The following is a 17,725-nucleotide window of genomic DNA, read 5'->3' as shown; positions in this document are numbered from 1 at the left end:
TGCCGGGTCTGCTTATTCTGAGTCAACTCCCATGCCAAATCGAAGATGGGCGGCGGCTTGCCTCCGCCCGTCTCCATGCGCTTCGATCCGCATTCAACGGGGTAGGTAAAATGCTGGAGTTCAAAGTTCTGGGGGCACTGGAAGTCCTTGATAACGGCCGTGTATGCACACCCACACCGCCCAAAGTCCTGCGCGTGCTGGCGCTCCTGCTTCTGCGCGCCAACCGCGTCGTCCCCATCGAGACCCTGGTCGAGGAACTGTGGGGCGACAACCCCGCGAGGACCGCGGTCACGACCACACAGACGTACATCTACCAGGTCAGAAAACTCATCGACCGCGACCGGTCGGGCACCGACGAGGAACTCCTCGTCACCAAGTGGCCCGGCTACATGCTTCGGCTCCCCGCGGGGGCGCTGGACGCAGACAAGTTCGAGGCACTCGTCACGCGAGGCCGTACGCACCTGGAGCAGGGCCGCGCCGCAGAGGCGGCGCCGATATTGCACCAAGCGCTGAATTTGTGGACCGACTTACCGCTGGCGAATGTCCCGCAAGGCACCATTCTGGCGACGCACACGCAAAGCCTAATGGAACAGCGCCTACGCGCGATCGAACTGCGCATCCAAGCGGACAGCCAATTGGGCCGCCACGTGGAACTCATCGGGGAGCTGCGCGAGCTGATAGCTGAGTACCCATTCAATGAATGGTTGCACGAGCAGCTGATTTCCGCGTTGAATCACGCCGGACGGCGAAGTGACGCTTTGCTGGCATACCAAGAGATTCGGTCGACATTGCACACGGAACTGGGCCTGGAACCATCGACCCAGCTCCAACGCCTGCAGCACGAGGTCCTGTCCAACCAACCGGTCCGCGTACCCAGGCTGAAAGCCTAGCCGAAACGCCGGCCGTACCGGCGGGACGTCAGGATTTCGTGCAATCCCGCAACACCCTCGCAACACCGGCGCGAGCGCCCCCTCGCGCACCACAACTGAACAGCACAAGCGCCACCCGGGAGTCAACGCACACAGTGACCCTCGCGCACGAAGACCCTCGGCAAGACTCGCGCAGCGCCCCCGCACCCCCCACCGCGAGGCAGCGCGCCCCCCTCGCCGGCAATGCCGCGAGCACCCCCTGCAACACCTCGCGCCCGCGCCCCTCGCGCACAGCACCAGCCGCGCGAGCACCCGTGCGCGCCACCACCCGCGTGAGCGCCCGGTGCGCACCACCACCCGTGCGCCATGCCTCGCCGCGCCCACCCCGCGCGAGCACTCCCCCGCCAGTCCGTGGTCGGCCCTGCCACGTGCGCCACACCCTCGCAACCGCCCCCTGAAGCGCTCAGTTCGGGCGGCATTCGCACCTCCGTGCCATGCCTTGCCAACGCTTCCAGTTCGCTGGCACCCCTGGGCACTCGCGTCTCCCGCAGGCCGCTGCCCCCGCGAATCCCCACGTGATGTGCCCCGCGCGTCCCAAGCGACGCGGGGTCACCCCGCGAGCGATGCCCCAAGCCCGCCCACGGGGGTCCCGGCGCGAGACGCAGGCGTCATCCCGCGCGTGAACCGGGCTGGGCGCGCGACTCCCCGGCGGAAGGCGCCCAGCCCGGAAGCAAGGCGAAAGGCGTGACCCCGGCAACGCAGGGAGTGAGGCCGAGGCCACGCCAGTCGACGACGCCGTAGCGCCATTCGGCGGCGTGGCTCCCGCAGCAGAGGCCACGCACCAAAGTGAACCGCCGTGCGCGCATCCCACTGCGCTGTGACGCGCACACGGCAGATCTGCCTCGGACAGGGAGGGGGATTTAGCCGAAATCCTGCCCGAGAGCCTCAAAGGGCGGGGTCCCCGCAGGGGTGCAACGCTGGGATGACCTGCGGGGACCAGCTCCACCCGGCCGAAGGGGAGACGCAACCCTCGGCCTGTACCAGCACCAGCGCCACGGCGCCGGGCAGGTGATCGTGGTCCTTGTTTCCGACAGCCCCCGGCCCACTAAGCAGTCCGACGGCACCCAGTCACGCGACCGGGAACTCCAGAGCGCCAAGACGCCTACGACAGCCGCAGGCGGGTCCCGGGCCTTGGCACCCGCCCACGACTGCCCATGGGCCGTCGAGAATGGCCCATGGTGCGCGCCGGACCTTGAAGGTCTACAGGCGCGTCACGTCTGGCGAACCGCGTCGCGTGAAGTCAACGCTCTCAACCACTGCCGGGAGCCCCCGCGGAGCCTTCGGTGGAGTCGCTCCGCGGGGACAACTGGCAAATCCCTCGGTGGTCGCAGGCGGCATCTCCCGCGCCGGAGACCCGCCCGCGACCACCCATGGACCGTCATCTGGCCCATGGCGCGCCAGAACCAAGGGGAAAAACGGGTTCCGCGCCGCGTAAGGGAAGCTCAACTGCTTGCGAAGCCGCCGCCCAACCGAGTCGTCCCAGCTACCGACGACGCCCATCTCGCGATGCCCGCACGCGAGCGCTGTCAGTACGCCTCCCCGCACAGCAGGCGCGTCCACATCTCGTCCGTCTTCGCCGCAGGAAGCCACGTCGACTCATGCACGATCACCCGCTTCCTCTCCCTCGTGTATCGCCGTATGAACCGCAGCCCGCCACCTTGGCAGAGCTCGTAGTACACCCTCCTGCAGCAGCACGTATGGTCCTTGACCCGCACCCGCTCCGCCCGAGGGACCGCGACGTCCCAGTCGATCTGCCGTGCCCGGGGCTGCGCGGGAGCCGGATGAGGTGACATGCACTGCCGCTCTTCCAGCACATCCAAAGAATACGTCTAGTTGTATCGCAACGTCTAGCGAGAACGATCGATTCGTCTATTCAGTAGGAGCGTTATGTAGGGGCTCGTACCTGTTCGTCTATCTTGCGGATGTGATCGACTACGACGGTGACACCCACGTCTACATCCAGATCGCGGAGGTTCTACGCCGCCGTGCCGCGGAGCTCACCGCCGGGCAGCCGATGCCGAGTGAGGCCGACATCCAGCAGGAGTTCGGGGTGGCCAGGACCACGGCGCGGCGGGCGATTCACATGCTGCGCGAAGAAGGGCTGATCTACACGGTCCAAGGCGAAGGTACGTTCGTCGGAGCGCCGGAAGACGCGCCTCGTGCGGCACGGAAGACGCCGCTCTACCGGCAGATCGCGCATGACCTGCGGGAGCGGATCACCTCCGGGCAGCTTCAGCCGCGCCGGCCGGTTCCGCCCGAGTCGACCATTCAGCAGCAGTACGACGTGGCGCGCGAGACGGTCAGGCGGGCCATGGCGCTGCTGCGGGAGGAGGGCTGGATCTATACCGTTCCGGCCCGGGGCAGTTTCGTCTCGCCTGAGGACGACTGGCCTACGAAGCGGTGACCAGGCGGAAGTGCAGGCAGACGACCTCTGTTTCGTCGTCCACCTGCTGTCCCTCGCCCGCCCAGTAGCGGCGGTGAACCTCGCCCCAATGCTCGACCGAGCGAAAGCCCTCGCCCTCCGCCTGCGCGAACTCCCAGGTCACGGCAGCGAAAGTCGTCACTTCGACGGAAGTCACCGACACCTCGCCGACCCGGCCGCCGTGGTCGTCGACCAGCACCAGGTGCTCACCGACATGCTCCAGGTCCTCGCCCTCGGCGCGGTAGTCGGACTCCATGAGCCCAGCCGTAGCGGTCTTGGCGCCGGACAGGACCAGGCCGTTGAGTTCTGCGCGCAGCGGGCCGGGGGTGCCGAGGTCCAGCACTCTGAGGCCGTCGATTCTTCCCCACATAGTGGGACTCAGCATAAGTGTGAGGAACGCACTGGTGGTGGTGATGCCTGCCTCTGGGAGGGCGGGCGCGCCGGCCGTACCGTCTGGGCATGGTCGGATGGTGCATCGCGGTGCTCGGCGCGGCCATGCTGGCCGCGCCGAGCACCCAGGCGACGGGCGGGTACATCTGCGTGACCGGCGAGTTCGGTCAGGGATGGCTGAGCGCGGAGGACTGCGCGGGCAACGGACTGCGGGACGTCACAGTGATCATCTGGTACGGCGACGCCGGCACCTACACCTGTGAGCAGGCCACCTTCTATCCCCTGGCCTCCCATCTGGAAGCCAGGGGCTGCACCATCTAGGAGCGAATGCCGGGTGACAGGGCCTCGATCAAGTCGCGGATGGCGGTGCGGTGGTCACCGGGCCGCCACGCGAGGGCGAGCTCGCAGGGAGACAGCCCTGTGACCGGGATCGCCGTGATCCCCGGCCGCCGGTAGATCTCGGCGTTGCCGGCGGCGAGCAGGACGACGGCGTCGCTGCTCTCCAGCGCCGCGAAGGTCTCCTCGGCGTTCGTCACGGTCGCGCACACCACCGGCGGCCGCCCGCCACGCTCACCGGTCGCGAGCCAGTGGTCGCGCAGCGGGCCGGCGCTTTCGGGAAGGGCCAGGAACGCGTCGTCCAGGAGCTCGGAGAAGCCGACCTCGTCCCGTCCGGCCAGCCGGTGTTCCTGCCGGAACGCGACCCAGCGCGGCTCACGGGCCACGACCCGGACGTTGAGATCGTCCTGGCCGGGGATCGGCAGCCAGACGAACGCCACGTCCACCTCGCCCTCGGCCAGGCCCGCCGTGGGGTCGGTCCAGTTGACCTGGCGAAACCGCAGTTCGCAGCCCGGACGCCGGGTGGTGAACCGTTCCCGTATCGCTGCCAGGAAGCCGCGTCCGACGCTGGTGGACATGCCCACGGTGAGCCGTGCGGTTTCGGCGGCGGCGGCGTCGCCGACGGCCCGCTGGGCCTCGTCCCAGCGCTGGAGCAGCTCGCGGGCGATCGGCAGCAGCGCCTGGCCCGGTGCCGTGAGCCGCACCGCGCGCCGGTTCCGGTCGAACAACCTCACCCGCAGCAGATCTTCGAGCTGGCGGATCTGCTTGCTGAGCGTCGGCTGCGCGATGAACAGGCGCTCGGCCGCGCGGGTGAAGCTGAGCTCCTCCGCCACGGCGACGAAATAGCGCAGGTCCCGCAGGTGAGCATCCATAGCCGTTGTCTATTACAGCAGCTATTGGACGTGCCCGAAAGAACCGTTCCATCATTGCCCCTCATGAGCACCACTGAGGATCGCCTGGCGATCATCGAGACCTGCACCCGCATGGCATGGCACACCGACCAGCGTGAGTGGAGCCGCCTGGGCGAGGTGTTCGCGGACTCGGTGACCCTGGACTACACCAGCCTGCACGGCGGCGAGCCCTCCGTGCTGACACCCGGCCAGATCGTCGAGGCGTGGTCGGGCCTGCTCGGCGCGTTCGACGCCACGCAGCACCTGGTGACGAACCACCTGGTGATCGTCGACGACGACACCGCGATCTGCACGGCGTCGTTCCAGGCCACGCACCGCCTCGCCAATCCGTTCGGCTCGCCGCTCTGGACGCTGGGCGGCACGTACCGCTTCGACCTCGTCCGGTCCGGCCACGCGTGGAAGATCAGTGGGGTGGTGATGACCACCACCTGGGCCGACGGCAACAAGGACCTGCTGTCCCTGGCGGCCGGTACCGGATGATCGCGCTCGTGACCGGCGGCAACCGGGGGATCGGCCGGGAGGTGTGCCGCAGACTCGCGGAACTGGGCCACACGGTCCTGCTCACCTCCCGGTCGCCGAATGCCGGGGAGCTCGGCGGCGACATCGTCCGGTTGCAGCTCGATGTCACCTCCGCTGCGGACATCGCGGAGGTGGCTGCCGCGGTCGCCGACCGGTACGGCCGACTGGACGTCCTGGTCAATAACGCCGCCATCACCTACGACACGTGGCAGGACGCCGTGTCCGCCGATCTGGACGTGGTCCGCGAGGCCGCCGAGACGAACCTCTACGGCCCGTGGCGGCTGACCCAGGCGTTGCTGCCGCTTCTGCGCGAGAGCGCGCACCCCCGGATCGTCAACGTGTCCAGCGAGGCGGCCTCGCTGACCAACATGGGCGGTGGCACACCCGCGTACGGCACCACCAAGGTGGCGCTCAACGCCCTGACCCGCATGCTCGCGGCCGAACTGCGCGGCGACGGCGTCCTGGTGAACGCGATCTGCCCGGGCTGGGTCGCGACGGACATGGGAGGGCCGGGCGGCCGTCCGGTCTCCGCGGGCGCGGAAGGCGTCGTCTGGGCGGCCACGCTCCCCGACGACGGCCCGACCGGCGGCTTCTTCCGCGACGGCCGCCCACTCCCCTGGTAACCACTGGTGAGGACGCCTCAATGATCTTGGTGACGGGCGCGACGGGCAACGTCGGCGCCGAAGTGGTCAGTGCTCTGGTCGCGGCCGATGAACCGGTCCGTGCTCTGGTACGGGCTCCGCGCGCCGTACCTCATCTGGACGGTGCCGAGACGGTCACCGGCGACCTCAACCGTCCGGAGAGCATGGCCGCGGCGCTGGCCGGGGCCCGCGCGTTGTTCCTGCTTCCCGGGTACGAGAACCTGCCGGGGCTGCTGGCCGAAGCCCGCCGCGCAGGCGTGGAGCAGGTCGTCCTGCTGTCCGGCGGCTCGGCGGAGAGCGGCGACCCGACCAACGCGGTCACCCGGTACATGGCCGCGTCCGAGTCGGCCGTGCGGGAGTCCGGGCTGTCGTGGACGTTCCTGCGACCGGCCGCGTTCATGTCCAACGCCCTTCGCTGGCTGCCGCAGTTGCGGTCCGGTGATCGGGTGCGGGTTCCCTTCCCTGACGTCCGTACGGCGAGCGTCGACCCGTACGACATCGGGGCCGTGGCCGCCCGCGCGCTGCTGTCGGAGGAGTACCGGGGCGCGATCCTCCAGCCGACCGGGCCGGTCGCGATGACACCCGCCGAGCAGGTTGCCGTGCTGGCCACGGTGCTCGGCCGCGACCTGGAGTTCGTCGGCCTGACGAACGAGGCGGCACGCGCCGAGTTGCTGGCCACCATGCCCGCCGAGTACGTGGACGCGTTCTTCGACTTCTACGTGACCGGCTCACTCGACGAATCGATCGTCCGCCCGGCCGTTCGCGACGTCGTCGGCCGGGAGCCCCGCACCTTCGCGCAGTGGGCAGAAGCTCACGCTGACGACTTCCGCCGAGATCCGGATGAATCAGTGAACGTGCCGGAGGCGGCCTACCCGAACAACGACAAGCCCGCGAATCCTGGACGCTTCGCATCTCCCAACCCGGGTTCTGTCCGACAAGCACGAACGTTGTGGCCCCTGCCGCTCCAAGGGGCGGGGACCCAGCCAACCCACTGCCGGACGGTATTGTCCGTGGGTTGGCGTTCCCCTTAGGCAACGCAGCAGCTTGTAGAGTCCTCGCCCGCCTAAGTGATCGCTCCTGGGCCCAGGTCTGTGCTGGATGCAAACAGTCTGGCCTGGCTGGTGAGTTGGGCTAGCCAGGGTTATGGCAACGTCCAGAAGTTCACAGTGGGGTCGGAGAGTGCTTGAAGGGTGTCCGTACCAATGACGAGCGCGGCGGCCGGCTGATCTTTGTAGGCCAGCATCGCGTACAACACTCCGGCAAATGGCTGCTCTCGAAGCGAGGCCGTGACCTCCTCAACCCGGCCATGGTTGCCGTCGGCCATCGCCCGGGAGCGATCCCGCAGCATGGAACTGAACATGTGCACAGCCGCGAGCCTGCTTCTTCTTAACGCATCTCGGTTGAGCTTGAACGTCTCAACGGTAATCTCCCCTCGAACTGTCAGCGGCTCGTAGTCGCCGGTGCTCAGGATGAACTCCAGGTGATCTGCGGGCTCCTCGCAGGTGGGATCAACGAGCATGGGGCGGCCCAGCTGGTCACGTGGGAAGAGGTCACGTTTGTGATGGCTGTTGCAGTGAGCACAGGCCAGTAGGTGGTTCAACCAGTCGAAGGTCCGCTCCGGTGCCAGGGAGAGCGGTTCGAAGTGGTCGATGTCCGGGCTGAGACCGTCCCCGCAGTACATGCAGCAGTTGATGCCCATGGCCATGAGTTGTAGTTGATCACGAAGATCTCGCTGCAACGCCTTGGCACCCCTCCACATGGATCGGGCACGAACGGGTTTACTCCCAGCGGCTGCCAGTTTGCCGGTCTTGTCACGGAGCTTCTTGACGATTGTCGATGGAAGCTCCCGTCGCTCGATTCGGATCATGATGGCTGGGTGAACCTCGCTGAGACCTCATCCACCCGAGCCAGTAGCGAACTGCTCAGGAGTTCGCGCAAGTGCTTGTACTCCTCGATCTCTGCGTCAGTGGCATGGCCACGTAGTACTGAACGCTCCAATATGACCAACCGGCGGCGTTGCTGTTCTGCCTCGGTGGAGTAGACGCTGTCCAGACCGAAAAGGTCGCTAAGGAGCGCGTCGTCTCCGCTTCCGTAAATGATTCGCTGGTATAGGTCGTCATCCACTACTTCGGGACCCCGCTGCTCTCCTGGTCCGGACAGGCGGATCAATCCACCCGGATCGGCGCTCTGGCAGATGTAAGGGCTGTGAGAGGTGACGATGAACTGGATGTTGGGGAAGTGCGCTTTCAGCCAGAGGCCGATCTTCTTCTGCCAGGTGACATGAAGGTGAGCATCAACCTCATCGATCAGGATGACCCCAGGTGCAAGAATCCTAGGCGAATCCCCCTCCGCACTTAGATGTTCACGGCGATAGGCGAGCTTGCCGGCCAACTTGGCCGATCGGCCATCCCCGTACACGTGATCCAGTTGACGGACCATGTCCAGGACGAGAGCGACAACTGCGCGGTAGCCGTCGCTCAGCTCTTGAAGGGCCAGCGAAACTCCATCGTGCCCAATCCACAGACCGTCACTGTCGATGTGATCGACATGAAAGCCGTCAGGGAGCAAACCGTCGTTGAGTAGATCCACGACGAAAGCGAGGAGTTCCTCAACGCCCGGCCGACCTTCGAGAGCACGCAGGTGGAGGTCGATGAGCCACCTGACACCCTCGGGAAGCGCGGCTCCCTCGAAGAAGAGGGTAGCCAGTCGAGACGTCGCCGCCCTGGTGGTGTACCGATCGGCCTCCAGCGCGCTTCCACTGAGCCGACGGAAGGGACCGTAGCCAGCGATGAACCAGCCCGACGTCTGAGGGTCCCACGGGCCTTGAGTAGCACCATTGCTGTCACCCATTAGCGATGGCTCGAGGTCAGCATCCTCATCTTGAGGACCTTGCCGCCAGCGCAACGAGGCGGTCAAGGGTGAAATTCGGTGTGCAACGACTTCAGAGAATCGATCCTCGCGGCTGGGGATCAACTCAATGTCCACACGACCTTCCTGAAGGCCCTGGGAAATCCAACGTCTGAACGACTCGAAGCCCAAAGAGACAGCAGGACCACTTACGCCGAGGGCGATGGCACGGAGCAATGTCGTCTTACCAGACGCATTACGTCCGGCCAAGACCGTCCAACTGCCGCGTCCTTCGGGGACCGGCAAGCTCAGATCAACGTTCCTGGGGCCGAAGAATCCCTTGATTCCGGATACTTTGATTCTTTTTATATGCATGGTCCACTCCTACCCAGCGATCTGAGTTGTCTCGCCATCGAGTCGCCTGGCTCTGGATCGGCCTCCAAGAGGCGGTAGAGCGGTCACATCTGATCCAACCCCAATCGGCACAGTGACCCTCGCTGTCGGTAAGGCGGCCGACGGGTGGGCTCCGCCGCTGTCATGTCGTTCACAGCGCCGTACCGAAGCCGATCCGAATCAGGACGGGCGCGGGACTGCTGTGTGAGCCGTGCCAGATTGGTTCGACGCCCCGCCGCAGGTTGTGGTCGACGGAGAACTTACGCGGCTACTCTGGTGGCGACACGGAGGACGTCTTCGACCGCGTCTATGCTCCGACCGAAGCTCCTCAGCCGCTACCTCCACAGGTTCGCCGGCCTGGAAGAGCTCAATGGCGTCCTCCAGCTTGGCAGCACCGCTCGCCAGCCGGAGGCGACCGAAAGCACGGTCGGCGTCGATACGGACCACGGCATAGCCGTAGGTGCCAAACCCGACCCCTCGTAGGTCACGGGAGACGACTCGCTGTTTGTTCTGAACGACAACCACCCCTCGGTTCGAATCGTCGTCCTGGTTCTCAGCGTCGTCGTAGAGAAGGTCTGCACCATCGATGAAGAGCTGCTCACAGGCCAGGGCGGTGACGGCAAGACGGCTCCGCTTGAGACGAACACCGGCCTGTCCGAAGTCGGCCAGCGCATAGGCTTGAGGCAAGTCGATGAACGGCAGAGCCGCCTCTTGAACACCTTCCGAACGCTGCGTTGTGGCCACAGGCTTGGCGTGGATGTTCTGGCCGTCCATCTGGCACCGCTTGTGGCCGAAGACCCAACTGGTGAAGGTCGATTCAGACGCAGAGAGCCAGTTCGCCGCTTCGGCTACGCCGTTCAGCGGCGTTGCGAATCGGTCGACCGCCATACCCACCTCCCGATTGCTTCTCACCATGTGGCTAACCCAGGCATCGGGCTCTGATCATACGGAACGGCTCAGCGGAGTCGCGTCATCTTCCCCCGCTTCGATCGGTAGGCAGGTAGCCGATGGAAGGCACCTGCCTGCCGACCACAGACGACGTGTTCACCCGTTGGATTGACACCTACAGCCGCAAGGCTACGAGAACGTGCGAGGGGCGCAGGTTCTGGTCTTGCCCCGGTTTGGTGGACACCTGATCTCTGAGGAACCCTGGTTCCCGGAAGAAGGAGTTCACTGTGCCGAACCACTATCCGCCGGAGTTTCGCCGGCAGATGGTGGAACTGGTGCGCGCGGACGATCGCCGGAGGAACTCGCCAAGGAGTTCCAGCCCTCCGCGCAGTCGATCCGTGTCTGGGTGCGCCAGGCCGATCTGGATGATGTTCGGCGTGCCGATGGCCTGACCAGCGCCGAGAAGGACGAGCTGGCAAGGCTGCGTCGCGTGAACAAGATCCTCCGTGAGGAGAAGGACCACCACGAGGTCTCCCTGGTGGCCCAGGTGCTGGGTGTGTCGCGCCAGGGCTACTACGCCTGGGTGGCTCGCCAGCAGCGCGGCCCGTCGGCTCGGGCACGTCGTGACGCCGAGCTGACCGGCAGTATCCGTGATTATCACGTCTCCGATGAGATCTACGGGGCGCCGCGCATCCACGCCGACCTGCGGGAGATCGACGGCATCAGGATCGGCCGTAAGCGTGTGGCCCGGCTCATGCGAGCAGCCGGGCTGGCCGGGGTGAGCAGGCGCAAGGGCTGCCGCACGACCATCGCCGACCAGCAGGCGGCAGCGGCGTCCGACCTGGTCAAGAGGAAGTTCAGCGCGATCGAGCCGAACCGGATCTGGACCGCCGACGTCACCTACGTGCCGACCTGGCAGGGCTTCGTCTACCTCGCGGTCGTCTTGGATGTCTTCTCCCGCCGGATCGTCGGCTGGGCGATGGCCGACCACATGCGCACCGAACTGGTAACCGACGCGTTGGCGATGGCCATTCACCAGCGCCGCCCCAGCACAGCAGTGATTCACCACAGCGACCAGAGCAGCCGATACACCTCGATCGCCTTCGGCCAGCGCTGCCAGCAGGCCGGCATCCGGCCCTCCACGGGCAGAAACCTGGACGTGCTTCGACAACGCCATCACCGAGAGCTTCTTCGCGTCCCTGGAGTGCGAACTGATCGACCGGCGCACCTCCCGGACCAGATCAGAGGCCGAACGAGCAGTCTTCGGCTACATCGAGGGGTTCTACAACCAGCGCCGCCGTCACTCCGCCAACGGCCAACTCGGTCCCGCCGAGTACGAGCGCCGACAGACACTCAAGCACACCCAAGAAGACGACTATGCTGCCGCGTAGCCGCAAGCCCTGATGCGTCCATCAAACCGGGGCAACTCCAGTTCACCATCTGCGCCCCCCGCCAACTACCGTGTCAGGTGGCCATCTGACGGCTGGCGGGTAGAAGCGGCGGAGTTGTTGATCGCCGATGGAGGTGCCGCGGACTCTACGGCTCACGCCACGCAGGACCGGAAGATGCGCGCCAGACGCGTCCCAAGGTCCTCAAGGTAGCCAAACGCGGAGTTGCGCTGGGTGATGGTCATTCATTCCGGTCGATCCTCGACGGGGGTCAGGCATCGACGCTGGCTGACCGGTCTACGACCCGGGGAGCGCGAGGGGCCGGAGGCCTCTCGCCGGGGGTGCGGGGGCTCGCCCCCGCAGTCACAGCCCGAGCTCTTGGCGCGCAGCGCCCCACCGCGAGGACCACGCCCTTAGGCCCGGGGGTGCGAGGACCAGCCCCAGCCGTCGCTAGAACACGGGGATGATTTCTTCGGGGTCGATGAAGTCCACTGGCACGCCTTCCAGGTCCAGTTCCGGGATGGCCGGGAACGCTATGCCCCAGCGTTCGACGATCGCGCGGACCCTGGCCATCGCCTGGCGCCAGTTCTCCGCCTGTTCCTCATACGACAGCACACCCAGGCCGGCCTCGCGGGCGTGGTCCATCAGGACGCGGTGGTTGTTCAGGAAGTACGGCGGCAGCTCCCAGAACCCCTCCGGCGGCTCCCAGAGGATCATGGAAAGGAACACGAACCCGGCCCGCAACTGCCGGGTGATCAGCGACTTCACGTCCTCGGTCAGCCCCGGCCACTCGTTCTCCAGAATCGTCATGCAAATCTGGAGATGTCGGGACTCATCCCGGCCGATGCGCTGAAACATCTCCCCGAACACCGGATGCCGAGTCCCCGACGCCATCCCCCTGAACAGCGTCGACGCCGCCATCTCGCCCATCATGAAGCTGGTGAACAGGACGGGCAGCGAATACTTGCCCACCGCCGAGCTGTACCCGGTCCAGTAACGCCCGCCGTTGTGATAAAGCCAGCCGATGTTGTTGTGGGCGGCCCTTTCCAGGTCGTCGGCGGGCGTCCAGTCCAGGGGGCCGCCGGGCCACAGGCGGGCGATGGTGCGCTGGCAGCACTCCTCGTGGTTCATCTCGTCGCGGGTGATGGAGAAGAAGCACTTACGTACGGGATCCTCCTCGTGCTTCTCGAAGGCCTGGATCGTCGCACGGGCGAAGACCGCGGGCCCGGAGGCGTCGAAGTTGGCGAGGACGGCGAACCAGTACATGATCCCCAGCCGCTGCTCCCGCGTGAAGTCCTCGGCCACCAGACCGTCCCAGGGCAGGTCGGCCGGGTTCCAGAGCATGGTCTTGGACTTCTCGTAGATCGCCGCGAGCTTCTCGGTCTCGACCCGCCACTCCATCGGGTAGATGTTCGGCTGCGGGATCTCGGGCGCGGGCCAGAAGCCGCCGTCGGGCACGCTGAGGTCGGCCATGTGTGACACCTCCGCCTCCCATCGTGCGGGTCGATGTCATGCGATTTCAAGTACGCGCGCGCTGCGTCACCGCCACACACGCCAGTACGGCCAGCGCGGCCGCCACGGTCACCCACCCGAACCGCTCATCCAGCAGGATCCAGGCCCACACCATCGTGAGCAGGGGCTGCGCGAGCTGTGTCTGCCCGGCCCGCGCGATGCCGCCCTGGGCCAGGCCCGCGTACCAGGGGATGAATCCCAGGAACATGGAGATCAGCCCGACATAGGCGAATCCGGCCACCGCCTCGAAGCTCCACACCACGGGCGTCGTCGCCGCGAGCACCGCGGTGACAGGCAGGGTCACCGGCAGCGAGATCACCAGGGCGTAGGAGATCACCTGCCAGCCGGGCGTGGTGCGGGAGAGCCTGCCGCCTTCGGTGTAGCCGACGGCCGCCGACAGCAGCGCCGCCACCAGCAGCAGGTCCGCCCAGGACGCGCCGCCGCCCTCCGCGCGGGTGAAGGTGAAGGCGGTGATCGCGACGGCTCCGGCCGTACAGGCGAGCCAGAACACGGGCCGGGGCCGCTCCCCCGCCCGCAGCACCGCGAACGCGGCGGTGGCGGCGGGCAGGAGCCCGATGACCACGCCCGAGTGCGCGGTGCCGGCGCCGAGCGACAGCGCGAGGCCGCTGAAGACGGGGAAGCCGAAGACGACGCCAAGGGAGATGAACGCATAAGGACGCCAGTGGTGGCGCGGCGGCAACAGCGGCACCCGGGCGGCGCGCAGGCACACCAGCGCCACCAGCCCCGCGACCAATGCCCGGCCGATCGCCACCAGCCACGGGTCGAATCCCCTCATCGCGAAGACCGTCGCGGGGAACGAGCCGGAGAACGACAGGACGCCGAGGAAGGCCAGCAAGGTACCGCGGCGGGCGTGGGAGACCGCTACTGCGGGAGCGACGATAGCGCTATTCTGTACATTCATGAACAACGATAGCAGTATCGCCCAGATCGCCGCGATGCTGCGCGAAGAGGTCTCGCGCCTCAAACCGGGCGACCGGCTTCCGTCCAGCCGGGAGATCATGCGCCGCCACGGGGTCAGCCCTGTCACGGTGTCGCGGGCGATCGGGCAGCTCACCGCCGAGGGACGGGTGGTGACGCGGCCGGGCGCGGGCGCCTACGTGGCACAACGGCCCGCCGCCCCATCCCCCACAGAAGCGGACATGTCCTGGCAGACCGTGGCCCTGGGCGACCGCGTGGTCGACGACACGGCGGTGACCGCCCTGCTGGCCGGTCCGCCCGACCACGTCATCCCGCTGACCGGCGGCTACCTGAACGCCGCTCTGCGCCCCTCCCACCAGCTCGCCGCCGCCGCGTCCAGGGCGGCGCGGCGGCCTGACGCGTGGTCGGTGCCGCCGCTCACCGGGCTGGCCGAGCTGCGCCGGTGGTTCGCGGTCCAGGCGGGCGGCGACGTGACCGCGGCCGACGCGCTCGTGGTCAGCGGCGGGCAGTCGGCGTTGTCGCTGGCATTCAGGTCGCTGGCGGCGCCGGGCACGCCGATCCTGGTCGAGACGCCCACCTACCCGGGCGCGCTGGCGGCGGCGAAGGCGGCCGGGCTGCGGGCGACAGCCGTACCCATGGATCGCGACGGCGTGCGGCCCGACCTGCTCGCCGAGGCCTTCGCCGTCACCGGCGCGCGGGTCTTCTACTGCCAGCCCACACTGCACAACCCGACCGGCGCCACGCTCTCGCGCGAGCGGCGCGAGCAGGTCATCGGCGTGGCGCGGGCGGCGGGCGCGTTCGTGGTGGAGGACGACGTGCTGCGCTACCTGGCCGACGCCGCGCCGCCGCCGATGGTCTCCATGGACCCCGACGGCACCGTCGTCTACGTCAGCTCGCTCACCAAGGTCCTCGCGCCGAGCCTGCGGGTGGCGGGGGTCGTCGCGCGCGGTCCCGCCGCGCACCGGCTGCGGGCGAGTCAGCTCGTGGAGTCGTTCTTCGTGGCGCGGCCGCTGCAGGAGACGGCGCTGGAGTTCGTGGGCTCGCCCGCGTGGGAGCGCCATCTGCGCACGGTGCACGCCGAGATCGCCCGCCGCCGCGACGCGCTGCTCGCGGCCCTCGCCGCGCGCCTTCCGGCCGCCGCGCCCCATCTGGTGCCGCGTGGCGGCAAGCATCTGTGGGTACGGCTGCCGCCGCACGTGGACGAGCCCGCCCTGGTCGAGGCGGCCTTCCGGAACGGCGTGCTGGTGAGCCCGGGCCGCATGTACTACCCGTCGGAGCCGCCCGGCCCGCGCCTGAGGCTCACCTTCATGGCCGCCACCCACGTGAGCGAACTGGCCGAGGGCGTCAGGCGGCTGGCCGAGGCGATGGGGCCCGGTTAGGAGAGCACCCGGTCGGCGTGTTCGAGGATGATCCGGGCGAGCTGGTCGGGTGCGCGGTGGTTGGCGGTGTGGCCCTGGCCGCGCATGAGCACGCGGGTGTGGTGCGGCAGCACGCGTTCCAGGGCGTCCATGCGCTCGCCGAGGTGGGCCGGGCTCTGGTCGCCGCCGAGCAGCACCACCGGCGCCTGGATGTTCGCGTAGTCGCCCAGCCGGTTGCCGAGGGCGTCGATGGCGGCCAGGTCGTCGAGCTGCCGGGGCGCCAGTGCGCGCAGCCTGGGCATCAGGGCCACCGCGAGCGCCCCCGCCGCCGCCTGCCAGCCCGGAATCTTGATCACCTCCGTGAAGAAGGTCCGCATGGCCTTGGCCGTCTTGCCCCTGGCCATCGCGGCCCGCGCGCGGCGGGTGGTGTCGCCGCCGAGCGTGGTGCCGGTGATGACGGGCGGTTCGTACAGGACGGCTCCGGCGAACGGCCCGGCGCGCAGGGCCTCCAGCGCGACCACGCCACCGGAGGAGTGGCCGACCAGCATGACCTCGCCGCCCATGCGTTCGGCGGCGGCGAGCGTCTCGGTGACCTCGTCCTCGATGGTCACGGCGGGCCCCCGGTCGGGCCGGTACTGAAGCCGGCACGGCACCTCGACCGGATACCGGGCGGCCAGCAGGTCCGCGGGCTTGCGCCACAGGGATCCGTCATCCAGACCCGCGTGCAACACCAGAATTCCCGACATATCGGCAAACCTCCTTAGCAACGCTAAGGACAACTTAGCACTGCTAAGGTGAACTGTGAACAAGAAGCTGACCCGGCAGTCGCTCATCGAGACCGGGCTGCGTCTCCTGGACGAGGTCGGCCTCGACGGCCTGACCGTCCGCAGGCTCGCCGCCGAGCTCGGCGTCCAGTCCCCCGCGCTGTATTGGCACATCCGCACCAAGCAGGAACTCCTGGACGGCATGGCCGACGCCATCGTCCTGGCCGCCGGCATGGGCCCGCCCCTGGACGACGAGCCGTGGCAGGACTGGCTGGCCCGCCGCGCCCGCGCGTACCGCGGCTCGCTGAGCGCGCACCGCGACGGCGCCCGCGTCGTGTCCGGCGCGACCAGCCTCAGCGCCCGCGCGGTCGAGCTGTTCGAGCAGGAGCTGGACGGCATGGTCTCCAGGGGCTTCACGCCCGGCCTGGCCCTGCGCACGATCACCACGCTGACCCACTACGTCAACGGCGTCGTCCTGCACGAACAGGCCGAGCGCGGCGGCCCGTCCGGCGTCCTGCCGGGTCCCACCCTGCTGGCCGCCGTGCACGAGACCGGCGGCCCGCTGGGCGACGACGGCTTCGAGCACGGGCTGCGCGCCTTCGTCGAAGGCACCGCTCAGGCGCTGGCGAAGACCTCGTAGTGCGCGACGGTACGCTCCCGGTCCACCAGGAAGGCGTCGTCGTCGGCGTAGAAGACGGCCCGCGACGGGTCCTCCCCGGCGAAGGCCGCGATGGCTTCCCACGACTCCCAGAACGAGATCAGCAGGAACTCGGTACGGTCACCGTCGTCGCGCCGGGTGAAGCGCACCCCCTGGTTCCCCGGCGTCGAGGTGTAACCGGGAAACCCGGTGCGCAGCAGGTAATCCTCGTAGGCGGAGGCGTCGGCCGTACGGGTCCAGCCACGCCAGATGCGGACGATCATCAGGACTCCTCTCCAAAGAAGACACCACTCAACACGCTACAGTGGTTTCATGCTGGAGCTCGTGCGCGACTTCGTGAACACCTATGACGTGGAGAACGACGCCGACGAGCTGACCTCGCCCGCTGAACTGGCCGTGTGGCTGCGCGAGCGGGGCCTGGCCGGCGAGGGCGACCGCGCGGAGGACGACGACCTGGCCACCGCGATCGCCCTGCGGGAGGGCCTGCGGGCGGCGTTGCGCCGCGGGGAGCCGGCGGATCTGCCGGAGCTGCCGCTCCGGGTCGTGATCGCGGACGGGCCCCGGCTGACACCGGTACGGCCCGGCGTCCCGGGCGCGCTGGCCCGGATCGCGGCGGCCGTACTCGATCCCGGATGGGAGCGTTTGAAGGTCTGCCTGGAAGGCACCTGCCAATGGGCGTTCATCGACTCCTCGAAGAACCGCTCGCGATCCTGGTGCTCCATGAAGGTCTGCGGCAACCGCACTAAAACCCGTGCATATCGGGCAAGGAAGCATGGTTCGCGTCGTCCCCAAGGCTCAAACACCGATACGGTGTAACTCGTGCCTTGTGG

General features: G+C 67.9%; 18 protein-coding genes and 1 pseudogene. 10 read left to right on the top strand and 9 right to left on the bottom strand.

The annotated features are described in order from the left end of the window. Positions 1 to 110 precede the first annotated feature (110 nt). Positions 111 to 890: a BTAD domain-containing putative transcriptional regulator gene (locus ACIBI5_RS18785; RefSeq protein ID WP_397098095.1), complete on the top strand. Its 780-nt coding sequence runs from the start codon at positions 111 to 113 to the stop codon at positions 888 to 890. Between the two features lie 1,963 nt (positions 891 to 2,853). After that, positions 2,854 to 3,333 (top strand): GntR family transcriptional regulator, encoded by a 480-nt coding sequence (locus ACIBI5_RS18780; RefSeq protein WP_397248306.1) that lies wholly within the window; start codon positions 2,854 to 2,856, stop codon positions 3,331 to 3,333. Here ACIBI5_RS18780 and ACIBI5_RS18775 read toward each other — a convergent pair. Beyond that, entirely contained in the window at positions 3,320 to 3,721 is a 402-nt protein-coding gene (locus tag ACIBI5_RS18775; RefSeq protein ID WP_397248304.1) for an ASCH domain-containing protein, read from the bottom strand. The genes ACIBI5_RS18780 and ACIBI5_RS18775 overlap by 14 nt on opposite strands. Before the next feature lie 89 nt (positions 3,722 to 3,810). On the opposite strand from ACIBI5_RS18775, the gene ACIBI5_RS18770 reads away from it, so the two are divergent. Next, a complete protein-coding gene (locus tag ACIBI5_RS18770; protein WP_397248302.1) occupies positions 3,811 to 4,062 on the top strand; it encodes a hypothetical protein in 252 nt (83 codons plus the stop codon). Here ACIBI5_RS18770 and ACIBI5_RS18765 read toward each other — a convergent pair. Then, positions 4,059 to 4,949 (bottom strand): LysR family transcriptional regulator, encoded by an 891-nt coding sequence (locus ACIBI5_RS18765; protein ID WP_397248300.1) that lies wholly within the window; start codon positions 4,947 to 4,949, stop codon positions 4,059 to 4,061. The genes ACIBI5_RS18770 and ACIBI5_RS18765 overlap by 4 nt on opposite strands. 63 nt (positions 4,950 to 5,012) lie before the next feature. Here ACIBI5_RS18765 and ACIBI5_RS18760 point away from each other — a divergent pair, with 63 nt between their 5' ends. From ACIBI5_RS18760 to ACIBI5_RS18750, 3 genes are read left to right on the top strand one after another with little or no spacing between them, the layout of a single operon-like run. After that, positions 5,013 to 5,468: a nuclear transport factor 2 family protein gene (locus ACIBI5_RS18760; RefSeq protein ID WP_397248298.1), complete on the top strand. Its 456-nt coding sequence runs from the start codon at positions 5,013 to 5,015 to the stop codon at positions 5,466 to 5,468. Continuing rightward, the gene (locus ACIBI5_RS18755) at positions 5,465 to 6,130 is read left to right on the top strand and encodes an SDR family oxidoreductase (RefSeq protein ID WP_397248297.1); all 666 of its coding nucleotides are present in this window, start codon (positions 5,465 to 5,467) and stop codon (positions 6,128 to 6,130) included. The genes ACIBI5_RS18760 and ACIBI5_RS18755 overlap by 4 nt, the downstream gene beginning before the upstream one ends. Positions 6,131 to 6,150: 20 nt before the next feature. Next, positions 6,151 to 7,179 (top strand): NAD(P)H-binding protein, encoded by a 1,029-nt coding sequence (locus ACIBI5_RS18750; RefSeq protein WP_397248295.1) that lies wholly within the window; start codon positions 6,151 to 6,153, stop codon positions 7,177 to 7,179. 110 nt (positions 7,180 to 7,289) lie between these two features. Here ACIBI5_RS18750 and ACIBI5_RS18745 read toward each other — a convergent pair whose 3' ends face one another. From ACIBI5_RS18745 to ACIBI5_RS18735, 3 genes are all read right to left on the bottom strand, one after another. Next, a complete protein-coding gene (locus ACIBI5_RS18745; protein WP_397248294.1) occupies positions 7,290 to 8,015 on the bottom strand; it encodes an HNH endonuclease in 726 nt (241 codons plus the stop codon). Beyond that, the gene (locus ACIBI5_RS18740) at positions 8,012 to 9,370 is read right to left on the bottom strand and encodes an AAA family ATPase (protein ID WP_397248292.1); all 1,359 of its coding nucleotides are present in this window, start codon (positions 9,368 to 9,370) and stop codon (positions 8,012 to 8,014) included. Before ACIBI5_RS18740 ends, ACIBI5_RS18745 begins: the two co-directional genes overlap by 4 nt. A gap of 198 nt (positions 9,371 to 9,568) precedes the next feature. Then, complete coding sequence (locus tag ACIBI5_RS18735; RefSeq protein ID WP_397248290.1) at positions 9,569 to 10,276, bottom strand: hypothetical protein; 708 nt, start codon at positions 10,274 to 10,276, stop codon at positions 9,569 to 9,571. 323 nt (positions 10,277 to 10,599) lie between these two features. Between ACIBI5_RS18735 and ACIBI5_RS18730 the strand changes: the two are divergent. Continuing rightward, positions 10,600 to 11,667: pseudogene (locus ACIBI5_RS18730) on the top strand (IS3 family transposase). Positions 11,668 to 12,114: 447 nt separating this feature from the next. Here ACIBI5_RS18730 and ACIBI5_RS18725 read toward each other — a convergent pair. Both ACIBI5_RS18725 and ACIBI5_RS18720 read right to left on the bottom strand, forming a co-directional pair. Then, the gene (locus ACIBI5_RS18725) at positions 12,115 to 13,137 is read right to left on the bottom strand and encodes a hypothetical protein (protein WP_397248288.1); all 1,023 of its coding nucleotides are present in this window, start codon (positions 13,135 to 13,137) and stop codon (positions 12,115 to 12,117) included. Between the two features lie 46 nt (positions 13,138 to 13,183). Continuing rightward, positions 13,184 to 14,098 carry a DMT family transporter gene (locus ACIBI5_RS18720; RefSeq protein WP_397248286.1) on the bottom strand — a complete coding sequence of 305 codons (915 nt, stop codon included), beginning with the start codon at positions 14,096 to 14,098 and terminating at the stop codon, positions 13,184 to 13,186. Between ACIBI5_RS18720 and ACIBI5_RS18715 the strand changes: the two genes are divergently transcribed. Further along, entirely contained in the window at positions 14,097 to 15,494 is a 1,398-nt protein-coding gene (locus ACIBI5_RS18715; RefSeq protein ID WP_397248284.1) for a PLP-dependent aminotransferase family protein, read from the top strand. The two genes, ACIBI5_RS18720 and ACIBI5_RS18715, sit on opposite strands and share 2 nt — an antisense overlap. Here the strand turns inward: ACIBI5_RS18715 and ACIBI5_RS18710 are convergent. Continuing rightward, entirely contained in the window at positions 15,491 to 16,219 is a 729-nt protein-coding gene (locus tag ACIBI5_RS18710; RefSeq protein WP_397248282.1) for an alpha/beta fold hydrolase, read from the bottom strand. The two genes, ACIBI5_RS18715 and ACIBI5_RS18710, sit on opposite strands and share 4 nt — an antisense overlap. Positions 16,220 to 16,274: 55 nt before the next feature. Here ACIBI5_RS18710 and ACIBI5_RS18705 point away from each other — a divergent pair, with 55 nt between their 5' ends. Continuing rightward, positions 16,275 to 16,877 (top strand): TetR/AcrR family transcriptional regulator C-terminal domain-containing protein, encoded by a 603-nt coding sequence (locus ACIBI5_RS18705; RefSeq protein ID WP_397248280.1) that lies wholly within the window; start codon positions 16,275 to 16,277, stop codon positions 16,875 to 16,877. Here the strand turns inward: ACIBI5_RS18705 and ACIBI5_RS18700 are convergent. After that, positions 16,853 to 17,158, bottom strand: coding sequence for an antibiotic biosynthesis monooxygenase family protein (locus ACIBI5_RS18700; RefSeq protein WP_397248278.1), 306 nt, complete (start codon positions 17,156 to 17,158; stop codon positions 16,853 to 16,855). The genes ACIBI5_RS18705 and ACIBI5_RS18700 overlap by 25 nt on opposite strands. 49 nt (positions 17,159 to 17,207) lie before the next feature. On the opposite strand from ACIBI5_RS18700, the gene ACIBI5_RS18695 reads away from it, so the two are divergent. Next, a complete protein-coding gene (locus tag ACIBI5_RS18695) occupies positions 17,208 to 17,711 on the top strand; it encodes a CGNR zinc finger domain-containing protein (protein ID WP_397248276.1) in 504 nt (167 codons plus the stop codon). The last annotated feature ends 14 nt before the right edge of the window (positions 17,712 to 17,725 follow it).

The organism is Nonomuraea sp. NPDC050540, assembly GCF_044457485.1.
In the GTDB taxonomy this organism is placed as follows: domain Bacteria; phylum Actinomycetota; class Actinomycetes; order Streptosporangiales; family Streptosporangiaceae; genus Nonomuraea.
This window is presented reverse-complemented; position numbering and strand designations above follow the sequence as displayed.

Excerpts from the sequence above, each read along its gene's own strand:
- ACIBI5_RS18785 (WP_397098095.1), top strand. The coding sequence starts at position 111 with ATGCTGGAGTTCAAAGTTCTGGGGGCACTGGAAGTCCTTGATAACGGC.
- ACIBI5_RS18775 (WP_397248304.1), bottom strand. The coding sequence starts at position 3,721 with ATGTGGGGAAGAATCGACGGCCTCAGAGTGCTGGACCTCGGCACCCCC.
- ACIBI5_RS18770 (WP_397248302.1), top strand. The coding sequence starts at position 3,811 with ATGGTCGGATGGTGCATCGCGGTGCTCGGCGCGGCCATGCTGGCCGCG.
- ACIBI5_RS18765 (WP_397248300.1), bottom strand. The coding sequence starts at position 4,949 with ATGGATGCTCACCTGCGGGACCTGCGCTATTTCGTCGCCGTGGCGGAG.
- ACIBI5_RS18760 (WP_397248298.1), top strand. The coding sequence starts at position 5,013 with ATGAGCACCACTGAGGATCGCCTGGCGATCATCGAGACCTGCACCCGC.
- ACIBI5_RS18755 (WP_397248297.1), top strand. The coding sequence starts at position 5,465 with ATGATCGCGCTCGTGACCGGCGGCAACCGGGGGATCGGCCGGGAGGTG.
- ACIBI5_RS18750 (WP_397248295.1), top strand. The coding sequence starts at position 6,151 with ATGATCTTGGTGACGGGCGCGACGGGCAACGTCGGCGCCGAAGTGGTC.
- ACIBI5_RS18745 (WP_397248294.1), bottom strand. The coding sequence starts at position 8,015 with ATGATCCGAATCGAGCGACGGGAGCTTCCATCGACAATCGTCAAGAAG.
- ACIBI5_RS18740 (WP_397248292.1), bottom strand. The coding sequence starts at position 9,370 with ATGCATATAAAAAGAATCAAAGTATCCGGAATCAAGGGATTCTTCGGC.
- ACIBI5_RS18735 (WP_397248290.1), bottom strand. The coding sequence starts at position 10,276 with ATGGCGGTCGACCGATTCGCAACGCCGCTGAACGGCGTAGCCGAAGCG.
- ACIBI5_RS18725 (WP_397248288.1), bottom strand. The coding sequence starts at position 13,137 with ATGGCCGACCTCAGCGTGCCCGACGGCGGCTTCTGGCCCGCGCCCGAG.
- ACIBI5_RS18715 (WP_397248284.1), top strand. The coding sequence starts at position 14,097 with ATGAACAACGATAGCAGTATCGCCCAGATCGCCGCGATGCTGCGCGAA.
- ACIBI5_RS18720 (WP_397248286.1), bottom strand. The coding sequence starts at position 14,098 with ATGAATGTACAGAATAGCGCTATCGTCGCTCCCGCAGTAGCGGTCTCC.
- ACIBI5_RS18710 (WP_397248282.1), bottom strand. The coding sequence starts at position 16,219 with ATGTCGGGAATTCTGGTGTTGCACGCGGGTCTGGATGACGGATCCCTG.
- ACIBI5_RS18700 (WP_397248278.1), bottom strand. The coding sequence starts at position 17,158 with ATGATCGTCCGCATCTGGCGTGGCTGGACCCGTACGGCCGACGCCTCC.
- ACIBI5_RS18695 (WP_397248276.1), top strand. The coding sequence starts at position 17,208 with ATGCTGGAGCTCGTGCGCGACTTCGTGAACACCTATGACGTGGAGAAC.